The organism is Faecalicatena orotica (assembly GCF_003149245.1).
GTDB lineage: Bacteria > Bacillota > Clostridia > Lachnospirales > Lachnospiraceae > Faecalicatena_A > Faecalicatena_A orotica.
The window spans coordinates 25,883-51,190 of record NZ_QGDL01000014.1 but is presented as its reverse complement, the minus strand read 5'-3'; the positions used below and the strand labels follow the sequence as shown (position 1 = coordinate 51,190).

Sequence of the window (25,308 nt, the reverse complement as noted above, 5' to 3'; positions counted from 1 at the left end):
GTTAACATGATTCTTTTTCGCTTAACATGGATAATCTTACAAACCGATATTGAAAATCCAGTCAAATGTTTTTATTCCATAAGATAGGTAATCTCGTAGATTCCGGAACCTGCCTCTGCCCGGTATCCCTCTCTTGTTTCCTCAAAAGCCAGCCCGCATGAGTCCAGTATCTCTGTCGCATTGTAAGGGCAGATCGATGCGGTTGTATTACATGGAACTTCTACGTGGAGTGTCACCCTATTTCCATCCACATTCCAGTCAGATACGATTTTTCCATATACACTTTCATAGGAAGCTTTCACGTAATCCAGCCCGCCTCCCGGATGAGGGGCAATGATGCTGTGCTTGTAGCCCGGATGCTTCTCGTCGCATTCAATTCCTGCCGCCGCCCGGTACAGCCACTCGCCGATGGCCCCGTAAGCATAGTGGTTGAAGGAATTCATATCCGGACTCCACATCGTCCCGTCCGGCTTCATGCCGTCCCAGTGCTCCCAGATTGTCGTCGCACCCATTCTGACCTGATACAGCCATGACGGGAAATCATCTTTCAGAAGCAGTTCGTAAGCCTCTTTTGTATGCCCGTTCTGGCTGAGTGCATGGCAGAAATAAGGAGTGCCGACGAATCCCGTCACCAGATGTCCGTTTTCTTTATCCAGAAGCCTTAACAGATCATCCACCACATTCTGTCTGAACGCCTCCGGCACAAGGTCAAAGTACAGAGAAACGATCTGTGCGGTCTGTGTCTGCACATTCATGTGTCCCGTCTCATCAAAGAATGTCTTCTGATAGGTATCCACAATCTCATTGTACAGCTTCCTGTATTCTTCTGCATCCTCCGTGCGTCCGATGATCTCTGCCATTTTCACAAACAGCCTTGTGGAATACGCATAATATGCGGTACAGGTCAGGTCATTCGGCGTTGCGCCGAAGTAACTGCCCTCTTCGGCATCCAGAGCCACCCAGTCGCCAAACTGAAGCTTATAATTCCAGATGTTTCCTACGGAATGTTCCTGCATGAATCCGATCCATGCTTTCATACTGTCATACTGCCTTTCGATAACGGTTGTGTCCCCGTAAGTCAGATAAAGTGTCCAGGGCATAATAATCGCCACATCGGCCCACGCCGCCGCAGAATGGTCCCCGTCCTTCATCAGCCGGTCGGCAGAAGACTTCCCGATCAGAATATCCGGTACGACATGGGGCACCCCGCCCTCATCTGTCTGGTCTGCCTCCACATCCCGGAGCCATTTGCTGTAAAAGGTATAGGTATCCTTTAAAAATGTAGCCGTACGGCAGAAAATCTGTGCGTCCCCCGTCCAGCCCAGACGTTCATCCCTCTGCGGGCAGTCGGTCGGCACATCGAGGAAATTGCCTTTCATCCCCCATATAATATTGTGCTGCAGCTGATTGATATCCGGATTAGAACACTCAAACTCTCCCGTAACAGCCATGTCCGAATGCAGTGCATACGCCGTAAAATTCTCCTCTTTCAACTCTCCCGGATATACGGAAACTTTCACAAACTGGAATCCCTGAAATGAGAAGTGAGGGTGGAATGTTACTTCTTCGCTGCCTTTACATGTATAGATAATCGTTTCCTTCGCCGAACGCAGATTATCAAGATAAACATTCCCTTCTGCATCCAGCACTTCAAAGCAGTTCAGTTCTACCCTGTCGCCTGATCTGCCCTTGACCTTAAACTCGATCCAGCCCGTCATATTCTGTCCAAAATCAATGACCGTGTCCCCCTGCGGTGTCTGAAAGATTCTTTTCGCCGGAACCTCTGTAATCTGTTTCACCTTACAGCCACTCTGCGCTGACAGTACATCGGCCCCGAAAGGTACTGCCGCCACGTCCGCCCAGTTTTCCGTATTCAGCCCCGCCTCATTCCAGCCGGGAATCTCTCTGCGCGCATCATAAATCTCTCCGTCATATATTTCTGAAAACAGCACCGGGCTGTATGTTCCCTTCCAGGATGTATCCGTCAAAAATGTTTCCCGTGACCCGTCCACATACTCCACTGCAATCTGGCAGGCAAAGGCCGCTCTTGTCCCATAATGATTCCGCATGCGCACGAATCCAACCGTACCTTTATACCAGCCGGCCCCGATATGGCCCGCTACTGCATTTACACTGCCCTCTTCCCATGTTTCATCAAACAGATAATCCGTGACGTCATAGGTCTGATATAGCAAGTGCTTATTATAAGAAGTCCATCCGGGTGTAAACTCATCATCACCGACCTTTTTCCCATTGATATACAATTGGTACAGACCAAGTGCGGTCACATGCGCATATGCAGCCTTTACCCTTTTTCCGATTACAATCTCGTTCCTCACATAAGACCCTCTGCTGTCATCCTTATCCGCCTCTGTCTCAATCGTGATAAACTTTGCCTTCCAATCTTCCTCGGATAGCAGCGCTGTCACAAAGAAGCCTGTCTTCCATTCACTTGGCCCCCCATCTTTTGCAGAGATCCTTACCCTGATGAAATACTTCGTGGATGACTGGAGTTTCAGAGATTCATTGTCGATTACAACATGGGCCGATTCCCCGCTCTCTGTTACACCACTGTCATAAACCAGCTCTCCAAACTCCTCGTCCCTGCTGATCTGCAGTTCATAATTCTTCTGTATCACATGTTTCTGATCCGACACAATCACCCAGCCAACCTGTTCAATTTTTTCAATCCCGACAGGATTCTCCTGATAATTAATTAGAATTCTGGATAAACCTAACATCACTCGTTCCTCCTACATACTTGATAAGATAAAGTTAACATAATTTATCTGAAAATAGGATAGAGTATCTAGTCAACATGCATGGAGAATCCAAAAAGTTCAAAAGGGTCAGACCCCTCTGCAGAGGGGTCTGACCCTTTTGAACTTCATTGGCAGGCTATTCTGTCTATTTAGCCATATACTGTCACATATCGCGGCCATACCGCATTGTTTTATATACTGTTGTTGCAACTTCAATTACACACGCAAATACAATAATTGCCAGAATAACATTGGAAAGCGTCTGACCGTCCCATCCCAATACCATCTTCTTCTGCCAGAATACTTTCAACTTAAAATCATTATCAAACTGTGCTACTTCCCGGACAAAATCAGTATTCCAAAACGGAAGCACTTTCAGCACAATCACGGATAAAATAAGTCCCACTGCGTTTGTTATAATACTGCTCAGCATTACAAGCCTGCAGTAACATCCCGTCACAAGCTTTATGATCTCATCCACAAAACTAACCAGCATACTAAACAGGAACACCGGCAGGATGATATCCCACTTCGCCAGATTAAGCAGCGGAACATTCACCACTTTATCCCCTTTCACCGAGTATGCACCGAACAGCTGTGGTGCAAAAATGAGCAGACAGCTGAACAGGATCAGGAATACGATGGATGCGATACAGTCTCCCCGGCTGATCCTTGCTTTTTTGTCCGGTATGGGGTTCAGCATATCCGGTGTCCATGCCTTCTCCCTCTTCAGGTCGATCCTGACCTTCTGCCGCTCCATAAATGTAAAAATCAGTGTCACTGCCCCGAATACTGTCAGCCCTGCTATGATGATGTCATTTAAGAAGCGGACGATGATATAAAAAATACTACTATAGTCAATGATGCACTTCACAACTGCAGATATAAAAAGTCCCCCGGCCGTACATATAAGTACAATCTTCATCACCCACATATAATTGTCATAGTACTCCGGACTGATCATATAGTTCTTATCTTCCCTGTACTTCTTTGCAAACACGGCCGGATCCCCCAGCTTTGCAAATACTTGTTCCAGCGTCAGCCCTTCCAGCATATCATCTATAAGTTCCTTAAGCTCCAGCTCGATCTCTTCCCGCTGTGCCTTCGGAACACGTTTCGTCACTTCATATATATACCGGTTAACCAACTCCCGCTCTCTGTCTGTCATATCGATTCCTCCCGCAAAATCTGCTCCATATTATCCGATAATCTCTCCCACTGTTCCTTCAGTTCTCTGAAAATGTCATCTCCCAGAAGTGTCCTTCTGTAATACTTCCTTGGCTTCGCCTCTCCTACATCCCACTGGCTGCTTAACAGTCCCTGCTTCTCAAGTCTCCGCAGCAGCGGATAGAGAGTATTGGGGTCTATCTCCACACCTTTCAGCTCCAGGCTTTGTACAAGTGCGTATCCGTACTTTGCTTCCCCTAACTGGCTCAGTACACTTAAAATCAGGGTTCCCCTCCTGAGTTCAGAGACCAGGTTCCCCATCAGATCTTTTTCTTCTCCCATAGCACCGCCTCCTTGTGTTTTTATTATACTGTGTGTCACACACTATTGTCAATAATATATTATATTTATTTTAACAATACTTTTATTTGCCTAATACCTCAGGCACACTTGCTTCAAGGTAAGGTGCCTATCTTAACTGGTTTTAAAATCAATCCGTATAACCCCGGACGAATGCGGCATTCTAAGTACTAACAGTCTGCACCGGAATATACAGACTGTAATATATAATCACCCTATCTCATATGGAGGTCATCATGAACAAAAAAGCAATTTACTGGACAGGCGGAATAGCCGCAGCCGTCCTAATCGTACTGCTTTTCTGGGCCCTCTTCGGAAGAAATACCGATGCCGGCTCTTCCGCCCAGGAAAATCTCAGCAGCTATATAAATGATGAAAATGAACTCATGGATCAAATGATGCAGGATATGGAAAATATTTCCCCGGCCGGTAACGCCGCCCTGGACTTCCTGACTGGAATGATCCCCCATCATCAGGCAGCCGTCTCCATGTCAGAAAGCTATCTGAAATACGGCGGTTCCGATGATGAACTGCGCCAGCTGGCCGAAAGTATCATACAGGTCCAGAAGCAGGAAATCCAACAGATGCAGACAATGATCGACGATATAAAAAAACAGGGCACCCAGAACGCCGGGCAGGAGCAGACATATTTGAATGCCTATGAAAAAATGCTTTCCGCACACCATATGGACCACGCCTCCCACAAGTCCCCTAAAAACGTAGATGATGCCTTCGCACAAGGGATGATCATGCACCACCAGATGGCAGTGGACATGGCCCGGGCCATCTTAGGAAACACAGATGAAGAGCAGGTAGCAGCGCTCGCACAAAATATCATCGAATCACAGAATGCAGAGATTGGCCAGATGCAGGCCATTTTGAAAAGATCTTAATAAGTTCTCCCCAAAATAGGCTGACATTTTCTTCACTCCCCGATAAAATATACTTGCTCATCGGAGGGCGGATACTCACTAAGAAGTGATTTGCCGGATAAGATGGCAGGCTGAAACACCTGCTTTCTTGTCCTTTTTTATTTTATCATTTTTATGGGGGACTTTTACACTATGAAGAAAAATACTGACTTAACACAAGGGAAAATACTGGGACCGCTGATGCGCTTTACCCTGCCCATCATGGCTGCCCTGATCCTGCAGACACTTTATGGGGCGGTTGACCTACTCGTTGTCGGGCAGTTTGCATCGCCTGCGTCCGTTTCTGCCGTAGCTACAGGAAGCCAGGTGCTCTATTCACTGACCGTCATCATCACAGGACTGGCTATGGGTGTGACCATCATCATAGGCCAGCAGTTCGGGCAGCGCAGGGAACATGAGATCGGCAATACCGTAGGCGCCGGAATCTGCTTGTTTGCTGCACTCAGCCTGACACTGACCGCTGTCATGATGTTCATGACCCCTGTATTCGTCAGACTCCTCCATGCACCTCCTGAAGCTTTTGAATATACGGTACAATATGTCATGATCTGTTCCGCCGGAATCCTGTTCATCGCCGCCTATAATACCCTGGGGAGTATCTTCCGGGGAATGGGCGATGCGCGAACGCCCCTGATCGCTGTCATGATTGCCTGTGCAGCGAACATTCTTCTCGACCTTTTGTTTGTCGCGACATTCAGGCTGGGGGCTTCCGGGGCAGCTCTGGCAACTGTTTTCTCACAGGCCATCAGCGTTGTTTTATCACTTATCATTATCAAAAAACGCGGACTGGCTTTTCCGTTTTCCAGAAAACAGATTCAGTTTGACAGGAAAATCATCCTGCGGATCGTAAAAATGGGCGCCCCCTGTGCTTTGCAGGACCTGCTTGTCAGCATCTCATTTCTGGCTATTACAGCTATCGTCAACCAGCTTGGTGTGATCGCGTCTGCCGGGGTAGGCGTTGCAGAAAAGCTGTGTGGTTTTATCATGCTTGTGCCCTCCGCCTACACGCAGTCCATGTCCGCTTATGTCGCACAGAACATAGGCGCCGGACAGCCGAAACGGGCAATAAAAGGCTTGTATTACGGAATGCTTACTTCCTTTTGCTTTGGCATTATCATGAGCTATTTCGCATTCTTCCACGGCGATCTCCTCTCCAGAGTCTTCGCGAAAGACAGTGCTGTCCTCCTTGCCTCCGCCGAGTATCTGAAAGGTTATGCCATTGATACACTGCTCGTGTCCTTTTTATTCTGCTTCATCGGATATTTTAACGGATGCGGCTGCACAACCTTCGTTATGATACAGGGCCTCATCGGCGCTTTCGGTGTCCGGATACCGGTATCCTATCTTATGAGCAGGGCCGCAGATGCTTCGCTGTTCCACATAGCCCTCGCAACGCCCTGCTCCACCGTTATACAGATCGTCTTCTGCTTCTGGTTTTTCAAATGGGGGTCCCCCTATTTCCAGAAAAAACAGGGCATGAGACAGAAGATAATAAGATAAAACTTTTTTGAAAAAATACTGGAGTTTCCTGCCGAAATTTGTTACAATATTTGAGGCACAGTTATATAACTGTGCCCCATATGCAGCAGTGGTCGAGTTGGCTGATGGCATCTGCCTCGAAAGCAGAAGAGCGGCAACGCTCCGGGGGTTCAAATCCCTCCTGCTGCGTTTTTATAATGACTGTTCACAGATGATTCTGTAAACAGTCATTTTTCATTTCCTTATTTCGCAGAAATCTATTTCCTCGTTACTATCCATATCAAAAGTCCGTATTGTCATCGTCTTTCCGTCCACATTCACAGACGTAACCACTGGAATCTTATCTTCCAGAAAAAATACATCATACCCGACTTCTTTTTTCGTCTTCTTATAGAATTTGTTTCCTGTGGATGAACCGCCAGTCAGATAAAGGACTTCTCCTCTTTCCTTCTTCCCGCCATCCTTTCCCGTTGAATTCAATCCGTTCATATAATAAGTCCTCATATAGCTGTGGTCATGCCCTGCCAGCACAAGGTCCACATTGCACTCCGAAAAAACAGGTGCAAAATACTCCCTCTGCCGGATAATGTCATGATCATATGCATGAGAGCCTGCACTGAAGAGGGAATAATGCATCGTCACCACAATCCAGTCCGCCGGATATGTTTCCACCGTGTTTCTAAAAAACTCTATCTGTTGTACGGGTTCCGTGGACATCGAATCCAGTGCGATAAACAACACATTTTTATATAGGAAGCTATATTCCATCCCCTGCTGCCCTTCCCTCTGGAACTGTTTTTCATACAGGTCATTCCCCGCCTCATGGTTCCCCCGGTTGACTGCTGCCGGAAGCTCCTTTAACACATCAGGACTCCGAAACCCAAGATACTGCTTATTTGCTTTCTTCTTGTCAGAGCTGTCTGTCTGATCGCCTGCCGTAATAATAAAAGAAGCCTCCGGCACAAGGGACACACTCTTCTTTAAAGTTTCATCCCATTTTTTACTGTCTTCCTCCGTTCCCTCCGCCCCGATCTGCGGATCGCCCGCGAACAAAAAGGTGAACATCTCTTCTACTTGTGCAGTCCGGTAAATATAATCCCGGGACATTTCCCCACTGCCAGTTTCCAGAATCCGGTATACATACCTGCTGTCCGCCTCAAGTGCCGTCATATTGGCTGTATAGCGGAAGGTGCCCCCGACACCGCCTTTTCGTCTGCTAAGCGGTACAGACACATAGTTGTCAGGTTCTCCATCCCCGGACGGAATCCCATACTGAAGTTCAAAATCAGACTTTTCATTCGAATACCAATTTACCCGTACACTCCTCTCATCCTCACCTACCTCCAAAATCAGCCCGGAAGTATCAAGCCGTGCTGCCTCTTGTATCATGCCTTCCCTATTTTCTCCCTGCTTTTGGTCCTGCACAGAAAAAGCGATAAAAAAAGCTGCAAAAAGCAGGAGAATCCCCCCGATAATTGCAGCTATTTGGGCCCGGTCAGACTTGATAGAATTCTTATTCATAATTGCCTCACTGTCCTTTATCTTGCTGGAATCTGCCGTACCAGTCAATTTTATACTGTACATTTTATGCATGAGATAACCACATAATACATATTGGCTTAATTTCACTATCTTACCTCTGCCAGCTCTCCTGTCACCGAATCCATCACAAAACCACATATCACAACATCCTTCGGTATCAACGGATGCTCTTTCAAGCAGGCAACCGACTCCCGGACAGACTCTTCCGGGCTAGAAAAACCACGCAGCCAGCTGCTATAGTCCACCCCATCACGGTGCAGCCCCTCCAACGTCTCCTCCGAAACGCCCCGTACCTTTAGTTCCGCCAGCATGCGGCTGCTGTCCATCTGCTGCACACCACAGTCTGTATGTGCAATTACCATCACCGTATCCACACCCAGCTCCAGTATTGCAACCAGAAGGCTCCTGACCACACTGCCATATGGATGACTGATAACCCCTCCTGCATTCTTAATGATCTTGGCATCCCCGTTCCTGATCCCGAGAGCCGCCGGAAGAAGCTCAATCAGTCTCGTGTCCATACACGTCAGAATCGCAAGCTTCTTATCCGGGTATTTAGTTGTTTTGTAAGCCTCATACTTCTTTTCTTCTACAAAGTTCTTATTATAATCCAGAATTTCTTCTATAATATTCATTTTCTGCCCCTGCCTTTCTTCTCATGATAACTCTTGAACCTCTATAAATCAAGGGCAGAAGATTTTTGAAGACTCTTTATTTCAACTGCAGGATTCTCTTACTTCCCAGATATGTCGTAATATAATATACAATATATACGCCAAAAACAATCAAACCCCCGGCACCGATAATCGTCAGCTTCGATTTGGCATCAAAGCCTTCAAACTCGCTAAATACGACACCTACAATAACGCTTGTATGAATGACCGCCAGCAGCAGAGGCATGCCAAAGTAAACCCTTAACTGTTTTGTCACTGTCTGTTTCATATTCCTCTTTGATGCCCCCAGCTTCTTCAGAAGGTTATAGCGTTTTATATTATCTGCTGAATGGGCCATCTGCTGGATCGCCAGAACCGCACCGGCTGTAATCAGGAATGTCATACCCAGATACAGCCCCAGATATGTGGTCAATAGATTATCCGCTGTGAGGGAAACCATTGTTTCCTGCCTCGTCCACAATTGGAAACCTGTCACGTCTGCATTGAACCAGCCATCGTAAACCTTATCGCCAAAAGATTCATCCTGACTCAGATAGTTAAGATCTACGAACCACTGGTCCCGTGTCAGTTCCTGAACCATGCTCTGCGGCACAATGATTGTTCCATTCTCAGACAAAATGTTCTGGTTCTTCCAGCCGGCACGGTAAATCCCCTTTGGTGCCAGAGATAAGGATGTATCACCTATGGTCAGTGTTTTCGGATTCCTCTGAAACTCTTCCAGCTTCTTTTCCATCACAGGGAATGCATATGACACTGCATATTCCCCTTCTTTCAGTTGTACCGGTTCTTGATTCTGGGAGGCTAAGATTCGATTATAGTCCTCCAGCCCCAGAATCGTAAGCAGGGACATCTGCTGCTCATATGCTGCATACTCTGCTTCGTCATATCCTTCGAATCCGCCAGCCTCATGACTTATTTCTACCTTATGATTCGTTTCGCTTTTCTCGTATTCCACCTTCTCTCCCGAAAGGAAATCCGAGGTAAGGGAAGGTGCCGTGTAAGTCCAGAACGCCTCGTAAGAATTGGAATACTTCTGCAGGTCAAATCCTGCTGACTTCAACAACTCCATCGGATCCTCTACATCTTTACCTTCCACCGATGAATAATAAATGGAAGCATCATACGGTGTCGAATACCCAATCCCATTCGTCGCGTATTTCCCCATTCCAGGCCCCAGAATGATTAAAGATAACGATAAAAACAACAGAACAGAGGTCATTGCAATTGAAGTACTTTCTGACTTCAGCCTGGAGGAGAACTGGCTTGTCGTGAATAGGTTCAGGTTCTTAAAGTAATATCGTTTGTTCATCTTTTCCAGTCTGGTCGAAATTCTAAGGACAGACTTGATAAAAAACAATGTCCCCAGCATGAGCAGTACCACGCCCTGCCCCAGAGCCCTTGCAATATCCTCCTTGGCCACAGTGATGAGTATATAATATCCACCTGCGGTTAAGGCGATTGACAGCACTGCAAACAGCCATCCTGCACCTATGCCTGCCGCTGCCACAGTTTCATTCTTCCGGTCTGAATACAGCATATCCAAAAGGCTCATTTTCTTTAATTCTTTTGTATTAAAAAAGTGTACGAAAATAAATAAAATTCCGAAAAACAGCACGCTCAGCCCTATTGATTTAAAAGAAACCATAAAACGATAGGACTCCAGGCTGATCCCTGCCAGCTTTGCAGTCAGCAAAGACAATATCTGTGCCGCAAAGATTCCCATGACCAGACCTGCGACCAGTGAAAATGCGCCTATACGCAGCGTTTCTCTCATAAGAATTCCGTTCAGTTCCTTACGCTCCATTCCAAGCGTCGCATAGATTCCCATTTCCTTTTTTCTCCGCTTCAGCAGAAAGCGGTTTGCATATACGACCAGCGCGCCCATGATAATGCAGACAATCACAGAAAATCCGTTCAGCATGCCGGACGAAAAAGCAAGATAATTCAGCTTATCCTCGATTCCCAATGAAGTGAACTGGGTACTGATGGAGTTAAAGCTATAAAATAAGCATACAGAAAGAGCCAGAGTAAAAAAATAGATAAAATAATCTTTCGCACTTTTCCTTACATTCTTTCTGGCAAGTTCATCGAAAAGCCCTGATGTGGACCTGCTTTTTATTTTCTTAAAGGGCATGGCTCTTCTCACCTCCCAGAAAAGAAACGACCTGCATGATTTCATCAAAAAATTCTTTCCGGCTCTTTATGCCCCTGACCAGTTCATTGAAGATTCTTCCGTCCTTTATGAACAGAATACGCTTACAATGGCTTGCAGTAAATGCGTCATGAGTGACCATCAGTATCGTCGCCCTCTTCTCCTCATTCATGATTCTAAGACTTTCCAGCAGCATGCCCGCTGATTTAGAATCCAGCGCCCCTGTCGGTTCATCCGCAAGGATCAGGGCTGGATTCGTCACAATCGCCCGGGCACAGGCAATACGCTGCTGCTGTCCCCCGGACATCTCATATGGATATTTATCGAGAATAGACTCTACATCTAAATCGGATGCTGCCTGCCCGACTATTTGGGGGATCTTCGAAGGTTTCACCCCGTTGATTGCCAGTGCCAGAGCAATGTTATCTCTACCGCTCAATGTGTCTAGAAGATTGAAGCTTTGAAATATAAACCCCAGTGCTTCCCTTCTAAACCTTGCCAGTTGATTCTCGTTCAGATTGGTCACATCCCGCCCACTAATCAATATCTTTCCGGCCGTCGGACGGTCTATCGTGGAAATACAATTCAAAAGTGTCGTCTTTCCGCTCCCGGATGCCCCCATGATTCCGATATATTCTCCTCGTTCTACCTCAAAGCTGATATGGTTAATCGCTTTCGTAACGGTACCTTTTGTTTTATAAAATTTCTGCAGGTTTTCAACCTTTAAAACAGGATTCATAATCATACTCCTTTTCCTTTTTAATGGGATCATTTTATCACAGGGAAAAGGGCGCTGCTACTTCATTACATAACAGCAAGATTACATTTTTGTAATATTTTTCATCCCTTCCTCACCAGCCGTCAGGAATTCAAGGGAAACAACCGTGCCTTCCCCCTTCACTGAGGTAAGTGACAGTTTTGTCCCAAGTTTCCTGCATAAGATATCGCACAAATAAAGCCCAATACCGGTCGACTTTGTATATTCCCGCCCATTGCTTCCGGTAAAACCTTTGCGGAATACCCGCTCCACATCTTCCGGTGGCATTCCGATCCCGTTATCCGAAATAGACAGGCATACCTTTCGCCCTACTCTGACAGCCGAAAAAACAAGCTGCGGTTTCCGCTCCTTGGAATGATACTTCACCCCGTTGGAAATGATCTGTCCCAATACAAACCTCATCCACTTCAAATCCGTAAGTACCATGATATCGAGCCCCTCGAATTTTGGCGTTACTTTCTCGGCAATCATATCTGCCGCATGTTCCTTCACACTGCTCATCACCAATTCCTTCAGAGACACGGCACGTATCATATAGTCATCCTGCAGGCTGCTGCTTTTACTATAATACAACATCTGGTCAATAAACTTTTCTATCCGGTTCATCTCGCCGGAAAGGCTCCGCGTCACCTCATCCCGGTGGTTCTCCATGATCAGTCTGGACACTGCAATGGGGGTTTTAATCTCATGCACCCACATCTCTACATAATCCTTATACTCCTGAAGTTCCGCTTCCTGACTCGCAGCCCTGTCATTCATATATTTCTCATCTTTCTGCAAAATATAATACAAAATTTGTCCTTCCTGAAAAGAAGGTTCCGTTATCAGTTCCGAGAGATATGCAATCTCATTCACATCCTCTGCATATTCTAAAAGCTTATCATAGAACTCTTTTCTGGAAAAAAAGTCATGCAGGAACAAAAGCAAAAGACCTGCCAGATAGAATCCCTCTATCACACAGGTCACTGCAATGGGTGTCTCTATCAACAGAAGCAGCCCCCATCCGGCAAACAAAATCACGGCAAATATAAAGATTGATACCCATTTATCCTGACAATAGCGTGAAAATTTCATATAATATACCCCTGTCCCCGTTTTGTTTTCAGATAGTCATTCAATCCCATGTCTGCAAGCTTCTTTCGAAGACGGTTGATGTTGACATTCAATGTGCCCTCCTCCACAAATTCTTCCATCTCCCACAATTCTCTGATCAATTCATCACGGCTGACAATCGTCCCTTTATGATCCATCAAATTCTTCAGTATCCCCAGTTCATTTTTTGTAAGCTCCACATAATTTCCTTTATAGGATGCCCGGCTCTTTCCAATATCCAGTGTCAGCCCCAGATGTGACAATGTCAGGCTGTTCTTATGTCCATTTGTCCGAAGCAGCACCGCGGATATATGGGCCAGAAGAATATGGATATTATATGGCTTCGTGATAAAATCATCTGCCCCCTGGTTCAGGCTCATCAGTTCATCCATGTCGCTGTTCGAGCTTGTAACAACAATAATTGGTATATTAGAAGCCTCTCTGATACGCCTGCAGATATAAAACCCATCATGAACCGGAAGGCTCAGATCCAGCAGTACCAGATCCGGCGCCTCCCGCAGAATATCCTCTGCCACCCGGTCAAACTCTTTTGCTGCAATGCACTCATACCCATTCTTTTCCAGCACGCTGCAAAGTTCATCCCTGAGGCGTGCTTCGTCTTCTACTATATAAATACGTTCCATGACCTGACCTCCCCATTTGGTAAAAAGAGCTTCACCTGCGAAACCACCGCATGTGAAGCTCCCCTATGAACGAAATTAACTTGAAACTCTAGAGCGTATTTGATAAATCATGTATACGGCTGATTGTCCCAAATGAATTATCAAACACGCTCTAACCTTTTGAGAACCTGTTCAGCAGATTCGGAATGATGTTCTTGGCGATCACAGTGTTCATCCCCTGCGGATTTACAACAATCCCTTCTACATTATTTCCCAGAACCTTCTGAATATTTACAAAGTCCACCATATTAGCCTTAAACTTTCCTTCCGTATTAAACTTCTGGAATTCATTATAGTCTGTGAAAATCGGCTGGAACATCTTACCTTCCTTATTCTTCACACATGGGAGCTTGATGTTGGAGCCATCTTTATCCGGCTTTTCCCCCTGTACCTCGATCGCCATAAAGAATCTGGAACGGATCAGGTTCACGACCATCTCCTCTTCCAGCTCCGGCAGTTTCGGCTTCTCATTATTCGGCTTTGCCCGAAGCAGCTCCTGCATAAAATACAGGCCTGTCAGATGCATCTGCGGGTTTACTAACGGCTGCTTTTCCTTTGGCAGCTTAGAATAATCAGGCTGTACAACCAGCTTGTCCAGCGGAATCTTCGTCGTCATCTCCTCTTCCACAAATACAATCTCGTTAACCCCAACCAGATACAGTCCGCTGTAAAAACCTAGCAGCTGCTTATTCTCCAGACGCACAATCATCAGCAGGTCCTTCTCCTCATCCCTGCGTTTCTCGCCAAACTCTTTTGCCTTATCCTCCGTAGTAAAAATCCACACCTGGTCATTAAAAGTTTCCTCATCGCAGGTAATGAACGGCATTCTCGTCCCCTGACTGAATGCGACATATGTAGTTTCAAGCTTCTGCAGCTTCTTCACTTGAATTTGAAAATTATTGTCCATGATAAACCTCGATTCATTTTCCTTATATTAGCGGTTCCCAAAGTCATCCAATTGCATACATTGTATAACCCTTTGAGCCTGATATTTTAAATTATACTATAGTATTCTTATGGACGCAAATAATTTTCAGGAATCTTAGTTTAGCTTTTTATCCCTTCCGGGACGTAAGTATACCAGTACATCTCCGGTTTTACCGGGGTTTTCAAATCCTCTGTATTATTTTTATAAGTAACAATTGACAGTTCATGGTCTCCTGATGAGGAAATCTCCATCAGGACCATCTCTTCTTCCGCAAATCTGTGATTCTTTCCATATAGCACTTCTTTAAATTCAGCGTCAGCAAAATCATACTGATACAGTGCATCTGCATTTATATAATATAGAAGGCCATTGGCCGAATCACATATCATTTTGTCAATATACCCCTGTTTTCCTGTCATTCTGCTGCCCTTAAGCAAAACCGGGTCCAGAGATCCTCGTAGTTTTTCATCAGCATCCACAGGCTCACCTGTCAGTGCATCGAAAATTTCAATATGATCAATCCCTTCTACGAATATTTTGTCATTCATAACACAGAACCCATTAATCTGTCCGCCTATTTTATCAAACGATTCCTTTAGTGCTCCTGTTTCCCCATCAAACACGAAAATCCCCTCCCTCTGGTTTGTCCCGTAAATCAGGGAATCATAGTACTGCAAAAATCTTATATCGTGATCAGGCATATCCGGTGAAAGCTCCATAAAGTCTCCCTGCAAATTCACCTTGTAGTATTTCTTCTGAATATTTGCAGGATCCGCCCCTTCTTTCAGCAAATCTACCTGCACACCGCATATCAGGATGTTATCATCCAGAAATAATGCCTCTGATACCAAACTGTACTGAAGTGTCTCTGGTAAATCCAGCCCCCTCTCCCAAGTCTTACCTTTGTCATCCGACCTCCAGATAAGAGAACTTTTTTGCCTTCCTTCACTGGATGCAATTAAAATGGTATCCCCACTTTTTCTGACATCCATGATATTCACAGCTCCATCGGGTAGAGAAACCTTTTCTTCCATAAAGTATTCCGGTCCGGTTTTGATCTCCGCTATCTGTTCCCTATCCTGTTCTTCCACTTTCTCTTCCCCTGTCTTATTTTCTTCCTGCGGAGGGGTTTTCTTCGCACAACCGATTGTTCCCACTACACAAAGACAAATAACCAAAAACTTTACTAATCTTTTCATCCTGCTCCCTCCTTAATTAAATTTTATATAACATCGTCACTATTTTTATTATTAATTATACCATTGCTTTCTTTGAACATGGTTCCATTTTTTGAATTCTTGTCTTTTTCAATAACATTTTCTGTTTATTTATTGATACATTTTACACTGACAGATTTTTCAAAGTACAGACGGCTTGTAAACTACGTACATTTGTCGTAAAATAATGGTTAAAAGGCCGGAACTCTCCCCACAGGACAACCACCGGCCCATTAGGAGGTTTTATTTATGCACGTGGGCAACAAGGCTCAGAAAAAGGAAAAATCGGCTATGACTGTTTCGCTGTATGGTAACATGCTTTTTGTCATTCTGGAACTTATCATGGCAGTTTATACAAGTTCTCAGGCGGTTCTGCTGGATGCAGTCTACGACGGCGTGGAGTTCGTCATGCTGCTGCCATCCATCTTTCTGATACCGCTCCTCTACAAACCTTCCAATGAAAAGCATCCTTTCGGCTATATGCAGATAGAGTCTATGTTTGTCGTTGTCAAAGGTGTGACTATGGCGGCCGTAACGATCGGACTGATCTTTAATAACATTGATATCATGCTGCACGGCGGGCGGACTGTTTCCTTCGGGACGATCGCGTGGTTTGAACTGGCTGCCTGTGTCTTAGGTGTTGCAGTATCAGTGTATCTGCACAGGAAAAATGAAGTCATGAATTCCCACTTAGTCGAGATGGAGATGCACGGCTGGCAGCTTGACAGCGTGGCCTCCCTCGGCATGGCGGTTGCATTCTTTCTTCCGGTTGTCATTCCCTTCGGACCTTTAAAAGGCATTATCCCTTATCTCGACCAGATCATTACTGTAGTTCTGTCCATCTGCATGATTCCGACTCCGGTCAAAGCGGTCATTACCGGGTTGAGAGACTTATTCCTGCTGCCCCCGGAAGCGGAAACAGTAGATGAAATCAAAGAAACCGTAGAGCCTATTCTGGAAGCCTACGGTTATGAAAAGCTATATTATGATATTGTCCGTACCGGACGCAAACTGTGGATCAGCGTCTATATTACCTTTGACCGGGATGAAGTCTCTATCCGCAGATTCAAGATCGTACAAAATTTCTGCATACAGGCGCTAGCGAAAAAGTTTTCGGACTTCTACTTCGAGCTGCTGCCTGATATAGAATTTACACTGGAGGATGAGAAGCCTCCCGCGTCTGAAGATGTCTAAAAAAACAGAAAGTGAGTAATAGAAAATGGAATCACCCTTTACCCTGAAAACGATTGCCCATATCCGTAGTGACTTTCCTGAAAAATTCGGGATTCCGCGACAGAGCGGGCTGATAGAAGAGCTAAAAGCCGACATCCTGTTCGAGCCGGACTACCGCACCCCTGACGCCTTAAGGGGCCTTGAGGAATATTCCCATATATGGCTCATCTGGGGGTTTTCAGAATCGGTCCGTGATGGCTGGTCACCCACCGTGCGCCCTCCCAGACTGGGCGGCAACCAGCGCATGGGTGTATTCGCGACCCGTTCTCCGTTTCGTCCCAATCCACTTGGACTCTCCTGTGTCCGCCTCACCGGAATGGAACATACCAGTGACCGGGGCGTCATTCTCCATATTACAGGAGCCGACCTGCTGGACGGCACACCCATCTACGACATCAAGCCTTATCTTCCTTATGTTGACAGCCACCCGGATGCCCTGGGGGGATTCGGCAGTCTGCATAAGGATTACCGGCTTGAGGTGGACTGTCCTCCCCGCTGTCTTAAGGAGATTCCTGCACAGCACCTCGACTCCTTGCTGGCAGTTCTTGCCCAGGACCCGCGTCCATCCTATCAAAGCGATCCAGACCGCATCTATGGGATGAAATACGCCGGCATGAACGTGAGGTTCTATGTAGACGGAGATATCCTGCATATCTGTAAGATCGAAAAACTGTAGTATTACCGGTAAGTACGCCGTTCTGGACAGATAGATACCCGGACGGCGTTTTCCTCACTCTCCCAGATACCGTTCTTTTTCTTCCCGCTCCCGCAGCGCCCGCAGTGTATTATCATGCAGGGTTTCCTTCTCATACTTATTCTGTTCCAGAAAGTAGGAATAAATAATATCCAGCATAATAAGCACCGGAAACTGCGGAGAGATGACATTCCCGTGATTCAGATGACGAAGCGATGGCAGAAGCAGCACTTCATCACAGAACTCTTCCAGCATTTCCTTATTCCTGGCAGTCACCATCACGGTACGTGCCTTTCTCTTATGTGCCTCTTTTAGCAGATAAAGCACTTCCTCCTTCTCACCGCTGATACTGATCCCGAACACCAGGCATGTCTGGTTCTGAAACACGGCCTGCATACGCATCAGGTCACTGTCCTGTATGGAATCAATATCCACTCCGATCCTCATAAACCTCAGTTTCATTTCCCTTGCCGCCAGACCGGAACTGCCCATCCCACATACGAACACTCTTGCGGCCTGATTCAGATAGCGGCTGATTCTGGCGATCTGTCCCTCATCCACAAGGCTGTATGTCTTATTCAGAAGTTCCTGATAGACATTGAGCACCATCCTCGTATTCCCGGTAATAGACTCCGGTTTCTCAACAAAAGTTTCTTCATACTGGTAAACAAATTCGCGGTAGCCCCTGTAACCACATTTCTTCGCAAAACGGGACAGCGACGCCTCCGAGACAAAGAGCTGCTCCGCAACAGCCTTTGCCGAAAAATCCATCTTCTTCCTGTTCTGAATGAAAAAATCGGCGATGTTTTTTTCTACAGTTGTAAAATTATCATAATTTGATTCAATAATCGGTACTACGGACTTTACATAATATTCCATCACTCACCGGTCCTCATCTTCTCCTGTATTTACCATGCTTCTCCATAAAATGGTAGAATGCCCCAAGCATTCCCGCATCATTTCTATGCTTTGCAAACGTGATCGTTGTACAGCGTGCTATGCTCGGAACAAGATAGCCCGCGACTGCCCCCTGAATCTTTCCTTTCAGATATTCTTCCTGGGCCATGATCCCGCCGCCGAGCACTACAGTCTGCGGATTCAGTACATAACAGATATTTGCGATGCCCCTCCCAAGGATGTCCACCATCTCCGCGATCGCCTGAATGCATGTCTCATCTCCTGCTTTTGCTTCTTCGAATATATGGTAACCACTCCACTTTTGCAGTGGTTCGCCTTTTCGTTCGGCTACTTTGTTTGACAAAATGCTGGCCGCCCCGAGAGTCTGGAAGTCACTGTCAAACATATGCATATATCCCACTTCGCACGCACTGTTGCTAAAACCGTGGAAAACTTTGTTATCCAGTACAATACAGCCTCCTATCCCGGTCCCTATCGTCAGCATCAGTGTGCTTGAGCTGTTCCTGGCTGAACCGGACATGCTCTCTGCAAGTCCTGCACAGTTCACATCATTTTCCACTTCACACGGAATCCCGAATTTCTTCTCCATCACTGCCTTAAACTTTGTGCCCGCATAGTTGGGGATCAGCGGTGCAGCATAGAAGATCTCGCCTTTTTCTGTATCAACCATTCCCGCCGTAGAAATACAGATTCCACTGATTTCACCTGCTTCCTGCGCGTCACGTCCTTTTAGTTCATTTACGATACCGACCGCCTTTTCCAGAATAGCCGGGCCGCCCTTTTCCGCCTCTGTCCGCATTTCCCTGCGTTCCAATATCCGACCGTTTTCATTTATAATTCCGTATTTTATAGCTGTGCCGCCGATATCTATGCTTATATATTTCTCCACCGCAGTTTCTTTGTCTGCTTTCTGCAATGCCATGTCCGAAACTCCCTTCGTACCTGAACAGGCCAGACACCCGCTGAACAGGTGCCTGACCTTTTTTACTATTTTACAATTACTGGATCTTTACTTTAAAGATCGCCTTCTTAGTTAACTTGGGCTCATCCACCTTCACAGCCGTGCGGTGTGCGTCATGTGGATAACAGACCAGAAAATCCCCTGCATCCAGCACAACATGGCCGTTTGCCCCGCCCTGAAGAGGAAGGAAATCCTTTTCTGGCTGGAACTCTTCTTCCTTCATATTTTCAATGAAGTTCACATCGATCTGTTCAGGCCCGTCCAGCATGACATGGATGTCCAGATACTCTCTGTGTGCCTCCCAGAAACGATCTTCCGGCGTCGTTGTCGTATATTCCACGATATTTACAAACAATCTGTCTCCGTCTATTTCATGAGATCCTTTTTCAAATGAAATCAGATCATGTTCCTTTGCATAGGCAAAGCATTCCTGAATCTGGCTGTCCAGAAAGCTGTACTCGCTTAAATTACGGATGTTTCCAAAAATCATAATTCTGCTCCCTTCTTTTTATTTTACAATAGATTAATTTTTAAAGATAGTTGTATTTGGAGCCGGTACAGAAGTATCACCCTTTACTTTCCTCCAGATCAGGCTCGCAGGAATTCCTACAACAAGAGATACTGCAATTGAGATCAGTGAGTATGACCAGATCGTAACGCTTCCGGCCGGTGCAAAGTACTTAATTCCGATCATAACAGCAGATGCCGCGATGAATGCCAGCGTTGCACCGAAGGTATTTGCAATTTTTGTAAATGCACCGAGTATAAATGTTCCGACAAGGATACCGAGTACGAGACCCATGAATCCGTTGAACCACTCATATGCCGATTTTACTCCACCGTTTGCGAGTACCATTGCGATCACGATTGCGAAAATACCTACAATCAGAGATACGTACTGCCCTATCTTTGTCTGCTTTTCAAAACTCAGTTCCTTTTTGGTCAGGCGGGACTGGATATCCAGTGTCCAGCTGGATGCTACCGAGTTCAGACCTGTTGACAGTGTAGACTGCGACGCCGCGTAGATAGCTGCCAGTAAAAGTCCTGTAACACCTACTGGAAGCTCAAAAGCAATGTAGGATGCAAAGATCTGGTCCTGGGCCGCTGCCGGCGGAAGTGCGTTCTGCTGGTAAAACACATACAGTCCGGTACCAATCAGGTAGAAGACAGTTGCAATAAAGATAGATAATGCTCCGTTTGTCAGCATCATTTTATTCAGTTTCTTTGTATCCGTTGTTGTTGTAAAACGCTGTACAATATCCTGGCTTGATACATAGGAGCCCATTGTATTGAATCCGGCTCCCACAATCAGGATAAATACGCTGTCTTTTAAGATATTGATATCAAATACCGGCTGGTCTACTGCAAGGAATTTATGGTCTGCGGCAAAGGCGCCGAAGATTGCCCCGATCCCGCCATCGATATGTGCAAGAAGGAAGATCAGCGCGAACGATACACCGATCAGCAGCACGGAACCCTGTATGAAGTCTGTCCAGAGCACGGACTTCAAACCGCCTGTATATGAATATATAATTGCAATAATTCCCATGATGATGATCAGGATATTTACATTAATGCCCATCAGGTTTGAAAGTACCATACACGGCAGATACATGATAATTGACATACGTCCCACCTGATAGATGATAAACATCACCGCACCAAGTACACGCAGTCCCTTGCTCCCGAAACGCAGCTCCAGATAATGGTAAGCCGTGTCGATATCCAATTTGCTATAAATGGGAAGGAAAAATTTAATTGTCAGAGGGATAGCAAGAAGCATACCTAACTGTGCAAACCACATAATCCATGTCCCTGCATAGGAGTTCCCTGCCAGTGACAGAAATGAAATCGGGCTCAATAATGTGGCAAATATAGATACGGAAGTTACCCACCACGGCACCGTCCCGTCGCCCTTAAAGAATTCTTTTCCCTTCATATCCTTTTTCGCGAAATGAAGTCCGGCAAATAATACTGCTGCCAGATATACAATCAGTATTACAAGATCAATGACTGTAAAGCCCTGCATATTTTCTTCCTCCTAATATTTTGCTTTTGCATCTGTGATCATCTTTGCAGCTTCTTCCACAACTGCCATGTCTGATTCAGTAAGGCCCGGAAGCGGCTTGCGCACTCCGCCCAGTTCAAGTCCTTCATTGATCTTTAAGATTGCTTTAATCACACCGTACATATTGCCGTGTGCAGAACACATTTTATAAATGATCGCATTGACTGCATACTGCAGTTCTCTTGCCTCTTCCATTTTTCCTGCTCTTACGAAAGCATCCAGTTTCAGGAATAATTCCGGCATCGCGCCATAAGTTCCGCCGATCGCTCCCTCGGCCCCTATCACGCGTCCACTCATGAACTGCTCGTCCGGCCCGTTAAAGATCACATAATCCTCTCCGCCTGCATCCTTGAACATCTGGATATCCTGCACCGGCATGGAAGAGTTCTTTACGCCGATCACCCTCGGGTTCTTTCTCATCTCTGCAAACAGATTCATAGTCAGTGCAACACCTGCGAGCTGGGGAATGTTATAGATCACAAAGTCTGTGTTCGGTGCTGCCGAGCTGATGTCGTTCCAGTACTCTGCAATCGCATACTCAGGCAGATGGAAGTAGATCGGTGGGATTGCCGCGATAGCATCCACGCCAAGACTTTCTGCGTGAGCCGCCAGCACTTTGCTGTCCGCGGTGTTATTACAGGCAACGTGTGCGATTACAGTCAATTTCCCTTTTGCCTCTTTCATCACATTTTCCAGAACGATCTTTTTATCCTCGACGCTCTGATAGATACATTCCCCTGAAGACCCGTTCACATACACGCCTTTTACCCCTTTGTCAATAAAATAGCGTGTCAGCGCCTGTACTCCATTCGGGCTTATATTCCCCTCTTTGTCATAGCATGCGTAGAACGCCGGGATAACTCCTTTGTACTTGTCCAGATTTCTCATGATAAATTCTCCTTTTCTTTTATATAGAATATGCGGCCATATAGTTACCCTTTTTATATGCACCTGTCTCCTTGCACCGTCCCGTTGTGTGATGCATCCTTCTGCTTACATTCTTGTGAAAATGTCAGTTATTTTAACGCATCCGCAAATGGCTTCGTAATCAGCTGCGGTCTGGTAATGATTGAACCTACTACCACGGAAAATGCCCCCAGTTCAATCACCCGTTTTGCCTTTTCCGGTGTATTGATATTGCCTTCCGCAATGACCGGATGCTTTACATTGGCTACGATTTTGCGAAGTATTTCGAAATCATTTTTTTCTATCTTATAGTCCCTGCTTTGGTCCGTATAACCAACCATCGTTGTGCCGATAAAATCAAATCCAAGCTCATCCGCGTGAAGCGCCTCTTCCACAGTGGAGCAGTCCGCCATAAAAAGTTGTTCCGGATATTTTTCCTTTACCTGTACAAAAAATTCATCCAGACTCACCCCTCCGGGGCGTTTATCAATCGTCGCATCCATAGCAATGATCTCAGGTTTCACTTCCATGAGCTCATCAATCTCTTTCATTGTCGGTGTAATATACACTTTACAGTCTTCGTAATCCCTTTTTACAATTCCGATAATCGGAAGGTCTACCTGCGTCTGTATCTCGGCGATGTCTTCTTTTGTATTCGCCCTGATTCCGGATGCCCCGCCTTCCTTTGCCGCCAGTGCCATTCTTCCCATAATAAAGGAAGAGTGGAGGGGCTCATGAGGAAGTGCCTGACAGGATACGATTAATTTTCCTCTCAGCTGTTCTACTCGTTCGTTCATATTTCTCATCCTCCTTGCTCGATCTGTTACCAGTATAGGCCTGCTTGTTTTTAATTTCAATAGACCTGATTTCATCTGAAAGTGCTTTCATTCTTTTTTCTTTACTATGGCATTTAGTACATTTTTCTATTCACTATTTTGTTAATTTTGCACAACCAATCGTGCCTGCTTTCGTTATTGTCCAAGCAATACACCTCTGTTAGACGGAGGTTGTAACCTTCTGCGTTAAAAATTTCCCCGTGTCAATTAATTAACTATCTTTGTCTGCATAGGGATGGTATAATACCATTAACAGGTTTATATTCCTGCCGGCACTATAATCCGGCAAACCTGGCATACGAAATGAGGAGGGAAATTGAATGAACAAGAAAAGAGGAATTGTGTCCATTCTGATTTTGTCAATGGCAGTTATGATGCTGAGTGGATGCGCAAGAAAATTTGATGCCAGTGGATATACGAAAGCAGTACTGGATGTATGCTACAAAGGCGAGACTGAGCAGTATATGAAGCTTACCAATTCATCAAAAGAAGAGGCTGAAGCTGTATTCTCAGATAATATGGAGCAAATCATGGAGGAGTTTGCAGCGTTAAATCTTTCCGAAGAACTGCAGGCTAGTTACAAAGAATTCTTTGAAGATCTTGCCAAAAATGTGAAGTATACTGTCGGAGAGGCTGTCCCGGATAAAAAAGGCAACTTTACAGTAGATGTTTCTGTCGAACCAATTACCAATCTGCAGGATACCTACGAAGAATTCATGACAAAAACGGAAGAATATACTACTCAGGTTAGTAATGATATAATAAACGGAGGCGAAACACCTTCCGAACAAGAAATGCAAAATAAAGTATTTGAGATTTACTATAATATTTTAAGGACTTCTATAGATGCAGGTATTAATTACGGGGAAGCACAAACCGTAACTATGCATGTTAACAAAGGAAATAATAATGTTTACGAGATTCCTGAGGCAGACCTTACTGCACTGGATGAACTGACAATTGCTGCTGATATCTTTTAGACTGCCATATAATCACCAGCAGCCCGGCATTTCCGCTCATGCGGAACAGCCGGGCTGTTTTGCTTCAGGCCTGTCTTATAATGCGTGCTGCAATACGCATCAGATAATTGTCACATCCCACTGTAGTCAATTCATCCAGGAGGTTATCCTCATAATAATAGTCATCAAGCTCCAGATTATTCTCCTCTGCGAAGTCCATGAGCCTTACGTAAGCTGAACCGATGTCCTCCCAGTGCCCCCTGAAATATGCGAACAGATATGTCCCTGCCGGTTTGATCTGATATACCGCTTTTTTAGGCGGTGTATCAAACAACATATAGAATGTATGATAATCGTTGTAAATCCCCTGGGAAATATTTTCACGTTTCTGGATGTAGCCCAGACTGTACGGGCTCTTTATCCCGAGGTCATCGCAATAATTCACAAGTTCACTGATACGAACGGCGAACTCTTTTCCATCATTCAATTCACAAAAAGCTTCTATATAATACTGCTCTGGAACTTCGGCTTTTTCAATAACATCCACATCTTTCTGTATCGCTTCTCTGGTAAGTGCGGATTTCGTGCGCAGCCATCTCCTTGTTTCTTTCAACTTTCTGATCTTCTGTTCAATACTTTTTTCTTCGTGTTCCAGAAGGTCTGCAAATGCCTGTGGGCTTCTAGCCGCGAGATACTCTTTTATTGCCGCTAAGGGCATGTCGAGTTCTTTTAATGTCCAGATTACATCAAAAACCTCCAGCTGGCCGACCGAATAGTAACGATATCCGTTATCCTGCTTTATCTCCGGCGAAAACAGGCCGATGTCGTCATAATGAAAAAGTGTGTGTTTGGTCACTCCCGTTATTCTTGCAAATTCTCCTGTCGTAAAGTACATATTATTATTCATATGGCAAATCTCCTCTTGACTATCGGGTTACCCTATACCTTATCATATCCTTTGGGAAAT

At 45.5% G+C, this 25,308-nt stretch carries 23 protein-coding genes and 1 tRNA gene; 6 read left to right on the top strand and 18 right to left on the bottom strand.

Features of this window, described 5'->3' with window-relative positions; genetic code table 11:
- Nucleotides 1–71 precede the first annotated feature (71 nt).
- From A8806_RS20040 to A8806_RS20030, 3 genes are all read right to left on the bottom strand, one after another.
- A complete protein-coding gene (locus A8806_RS20040; protein WP_109732947.1) occupies nt 72–2,741 on the bottom strand; it encodes an alpha-L-rhamnosidase in 2,670 nt (889 codons plus the stop codon).
- A 184-nt stretch (nt 2,742–2,925) separates the two neighbouring features.
- Nucleotides 2,926–3,930: an HAAS signaling domain-containing protein gene (locus A8806_RS20035; RefSeq protein WP_109732946.1), complete on the bottom strand. Its 1,005-nt coding sequence runs from the start codon at nt 3,928–3,930 to the stop codon at nt 2,926–2,928.
- Nucleotides 3,927–4,271, bottom strand: a complete 345-nt coding sequence (locus tag A8806_RS20030; protein ID WP_109732945.1) for a PadR family transcriptional regulator — start codon at nt 4,269–4,271, stop codon at nt 3,927–3,929. Before A8806_RS20030 ends, A8806_RS20035 begins: the two co-directional genes overlap by 4 nt.
- Nucleotides 4,272–4,525: 254 nt before the next feature.
- Here A8806_RS20030 and A8806_RS20025 point away from each other — a divergent pair, with 254 nt between their 5' ends.
- The 3 genes from A8806_RS20025 (at nt 4,526) to A8806_RS20015 (ending at nt 6,889) form a co-directional block, all read left to right on the top strand.
- The gene (locus A8806_RS20025; RefSeq protein ID WP_109732944.1) at nt 4,526–5,182 is read left to right on the top strand and encodes a DUF305 domain-containing protein; all 657 of its coding nucleotides are present in this window, start codon (nt 4,526–4,528) and stop codon (nt 5,180–5,182) included.
- Nucleotides 5,183–5,353: 171 nt separating this feature from the next.
- Nucleotides 5,354–6,721 (top strand): MATE family efflux transporter, encoded by a 1,368-nt coding sequence (locus A8806_RS20020; protein WP_109732943.1) that lies wholly within the window; start codon nt 5,354–5,356, stop codon nt 6,719–6,721.
- An 82-nt stretch (nt 6,722–6,803) separates the two neighbouring features.
- Nucleotides 6,804–6,889: transfer RNA gene (locus A8806_RS20015), tRNA-Ser, on the top strand.
- A 45-nt stretch (nt 6,890–6,934) separates the two neighbouring features.
- Here the strand turns inward: A8806_RS20015 and A8806_RS20010 are convergent.
- The 8 genes from A8806_RS20010 to A8806_RS19975 form a co-directional block, all read right to left on the bottom strand.
- Entirely contained in the window at nt 6,935–8,221 is a 1,287-nt protein-coding gene (locus tag A8806_RS20010) for a metallophosphoesterase family protein (RefSeq protein ID WP_181368804.1), read from the bottom strand.
- A gap of 107 nt (nt 8,222–8,328) precedes the next feature.
- The gene (locus A8806_RS20005; protein ID WP_109733051.1) at nt 8,329–8,871 is read right to left on the bottom strand and encodes a beta-class carbonic anhydrase; all 543 of its coding nucleotides are present in this window, start codon (nt 8,869–8,871) and stop codon (nt 8,329–8,331) included.
- Between the two features lie 82 nt (nt 8,872–8,953).
- Nucleotides 8,954–11,050, bottom strand: coding sequence for an ABC transporter permease (locus A8806_RS20000; RefSeq protein ID WP_181368803.1), 2,097 nt, complete (start codon nt 11,048–11,050; stop codon nt 8,954–8,956).
- Complete coding sequence (locus A8806_RS19995) at nt 11,040–11,807, bottom strand: ABC transporter ATP-binding protein (RefSeq protein WP_109733050.1); 768 nt, start codon at nt 11,805–11,807, stop codon at nt 11,040–11,042. The genes A8806_RS20000 and A8806_RS19995 overlap by 11 nt, the downstream gene beginning before the upstream one ends.
- Nucleotides 11,808–11,888: 81 nt before the next feature.
- Nucleotides 11,889–12,920: a sensor histidine kinase gene (locus A8806_RS19990; RefSeq protein WP_109732940.1), complete on the bottom strand. Its 1,032-nt coding sequence runs from the start codon at nt 12,918–12,920 to the stop codon at nt 11,889–11,891.
- A complete protein-coding gene (locus tag A8806_RS19985; protein ID WP_109732939.1) occupies nt 12,917–13,582 on the bottom strand; it encodes a response regulator transcription factor in 666 nt (221 codons plus the stop codon). The genes A8806_RS19990 and A8806_RS19985 overlap by 4 nt, the downstream gene beginning before the upstream one ends.
- Before the next feature lie 151 nt (nt 13,583–13,733).
- Nucleotides 13,734–14,528: an SseB family protein gene (locus tag A8806_RS19980; RefSeq protein WP_109732938.1), complete on the bottom strand. Its 795-nt coding sequence runs from the start codon at nt 14,526–14,528 to the stop codon at nt 13,734–13,736.
- 140 nt (nt 14,529–14,668) lie between these two features.
- The gene (locus A8806_RS19975) at nt 14,669–15,748 is read right to left on the bottom strand and encodes a hypothetical protein (protein ID WP_109732937.1); all 1,080 of its coding nucleotides are present in this window, start codon (nt 15,746–15,748) and stop codon (nt 14,669–14,671) included.
- A 267-nt stretch (nt 15,749–16,015) separates the two neighbouring features.
- On the opposite strand from A8806_RS19975, the gene A8806_RS19970 reads away from it, so the two are divergent.
- Nucleotides 16,016–16,960: a cation diffusion facilitator family transporter gene (locus tag A8806_RS19970; protein ID WP_109732936.1), complete on the top strand. Its 945-nt coding sequence runs from the start codon at nt 16,016–16,018 to the stop codon at nt 16,958–16,960.
- 25 nt (nt 16,961–16,985) lie between these two features.
- Nucleotides 16,986–17,675 (top strand): tRNA (N6-threonylcarbamoyladenosine(37)-N6)-methyltransferase TrmO, encoded by a 690-nt coding sequence (gene tsaA / locus A8806_RS19965; RefSeq protein WP_109732935.1) that lies wholly within the window; start codon nt 16,986–16,988, stop codon nt 17,673–17,675.
- A gap of 54 nt (nt 17,676–17,729) precedes the next feature.
- Here tsaA and A8806_RS19960 read toward each other — a convergent pair whose 3' ends face one another.
- From A8806_RS19960 to A8806_RS19935, 6 genes are all read right to left on the bottom strand, one after another.
- The gene (locus tag A8806_RS19960) at nt 17,730–18,572 is read right to left on the bottom strand and encodes a MurR/RpiR family transcriptional regulator (protein ID WP_109732934.1); all 843 of its coding nucleotides are present in this window, start codon (nt 18,570–18,572) and stop codon (nt 17,730–17,732) included.
- Nucleotides 18,573–18,585: 13 nt separating this feature from the next.
- Nucleotides 18,586–19,500 carry an ROK family protein gene (locus A8806_RS19955; RefSeq protein ID WP_109733049.1) on the bottom strand — a complete coding sequence of 305 codons (915 nt, stop codon included), beginning with the start codon at nt 19,498–19,500 and terminating at the stop codon, nt 18,586–18,588.
- Nucleotides 19,501–19,609: 109 nt separating this feature from the next.
- Complete coding sequence (locus tag A8806_RS19950; RefSeq protein ID WP_109732933.1) at nt 19,610–20,062, bottom strand: NanQ anomerase/TabA/YiaL family protein; 453 nt, start codon at nt 20,060–20,062, stop codon at nt 19,610–19,612.
- A 33-nt stretch (nt 20,063–20,095) separates the two neighbouring features.
- A complete protein-coding gene (locus A8806_RS19945) occupies nt 20,096–21,601 on the bottom strand; it encodes a sodium:solute symporter family protein (RefSeq protein ID WP_109732932.1) in 1,506 nt (501 codons plus the stop codon).
- Between the two features lie 12 nt (nt 21,602–21,613).
- Nucleotides 21,614–22,528 (bottom strand): dihydrodipicolinate synthase family protein, encoded by a 915-nt coding sequence (locus A8806_RS19940; protein WP_109732931.1) that lies wholly within the window; start codon nt 22,526–22,528, stop codon nt 21,614–21,616.
- Between the two features lie 128 nt (nt 22,529–22,656).
- Complete coding sequence (locus tag A8806_RS19935; protein ID WP_109732930.1) at nt 22,657–23,343, bottom strand: N-acetylmannosamine-6-phosphate 2-epimerase; 687 nt, start codon at nt 23,341–23,343, stop codon at nt 22,657–22,659.
- Nucleotides 23,344–23,702: 359 nt separating this feature from the next.
- On the opposite strand from A8806_RS19935, the gene A8806_RS19930 reads away from it, so the two are divergent.
- A complete protein-coding gene (locus tag A8806_RS19930; RefSeq protein WP_109732929.1) occupies nt 23,703–24,362 on the top strand; it encodes a hypothetical protein in 660 nt (219 codons plus the stop codon).
- A gap of 64 nt (nt 24,363–24,426) precedes the next feature.
- Here the strand turns inward: A8806_RS19930 and A8806_RS19925 are convergent, their stop codons facing one another.
- A complete protein-coding gene (locus A8806_RS19925) occupies nt 24,427–25,248 on the bottom strand; it encodes a MerR family transcriptional regulator (RefSeq protein WP_109732928.1) in 822 nt (273 codons plus the stop codon).
- Nucleotides 25,249–25,308 lie beyond the last annotated feature (60 nt).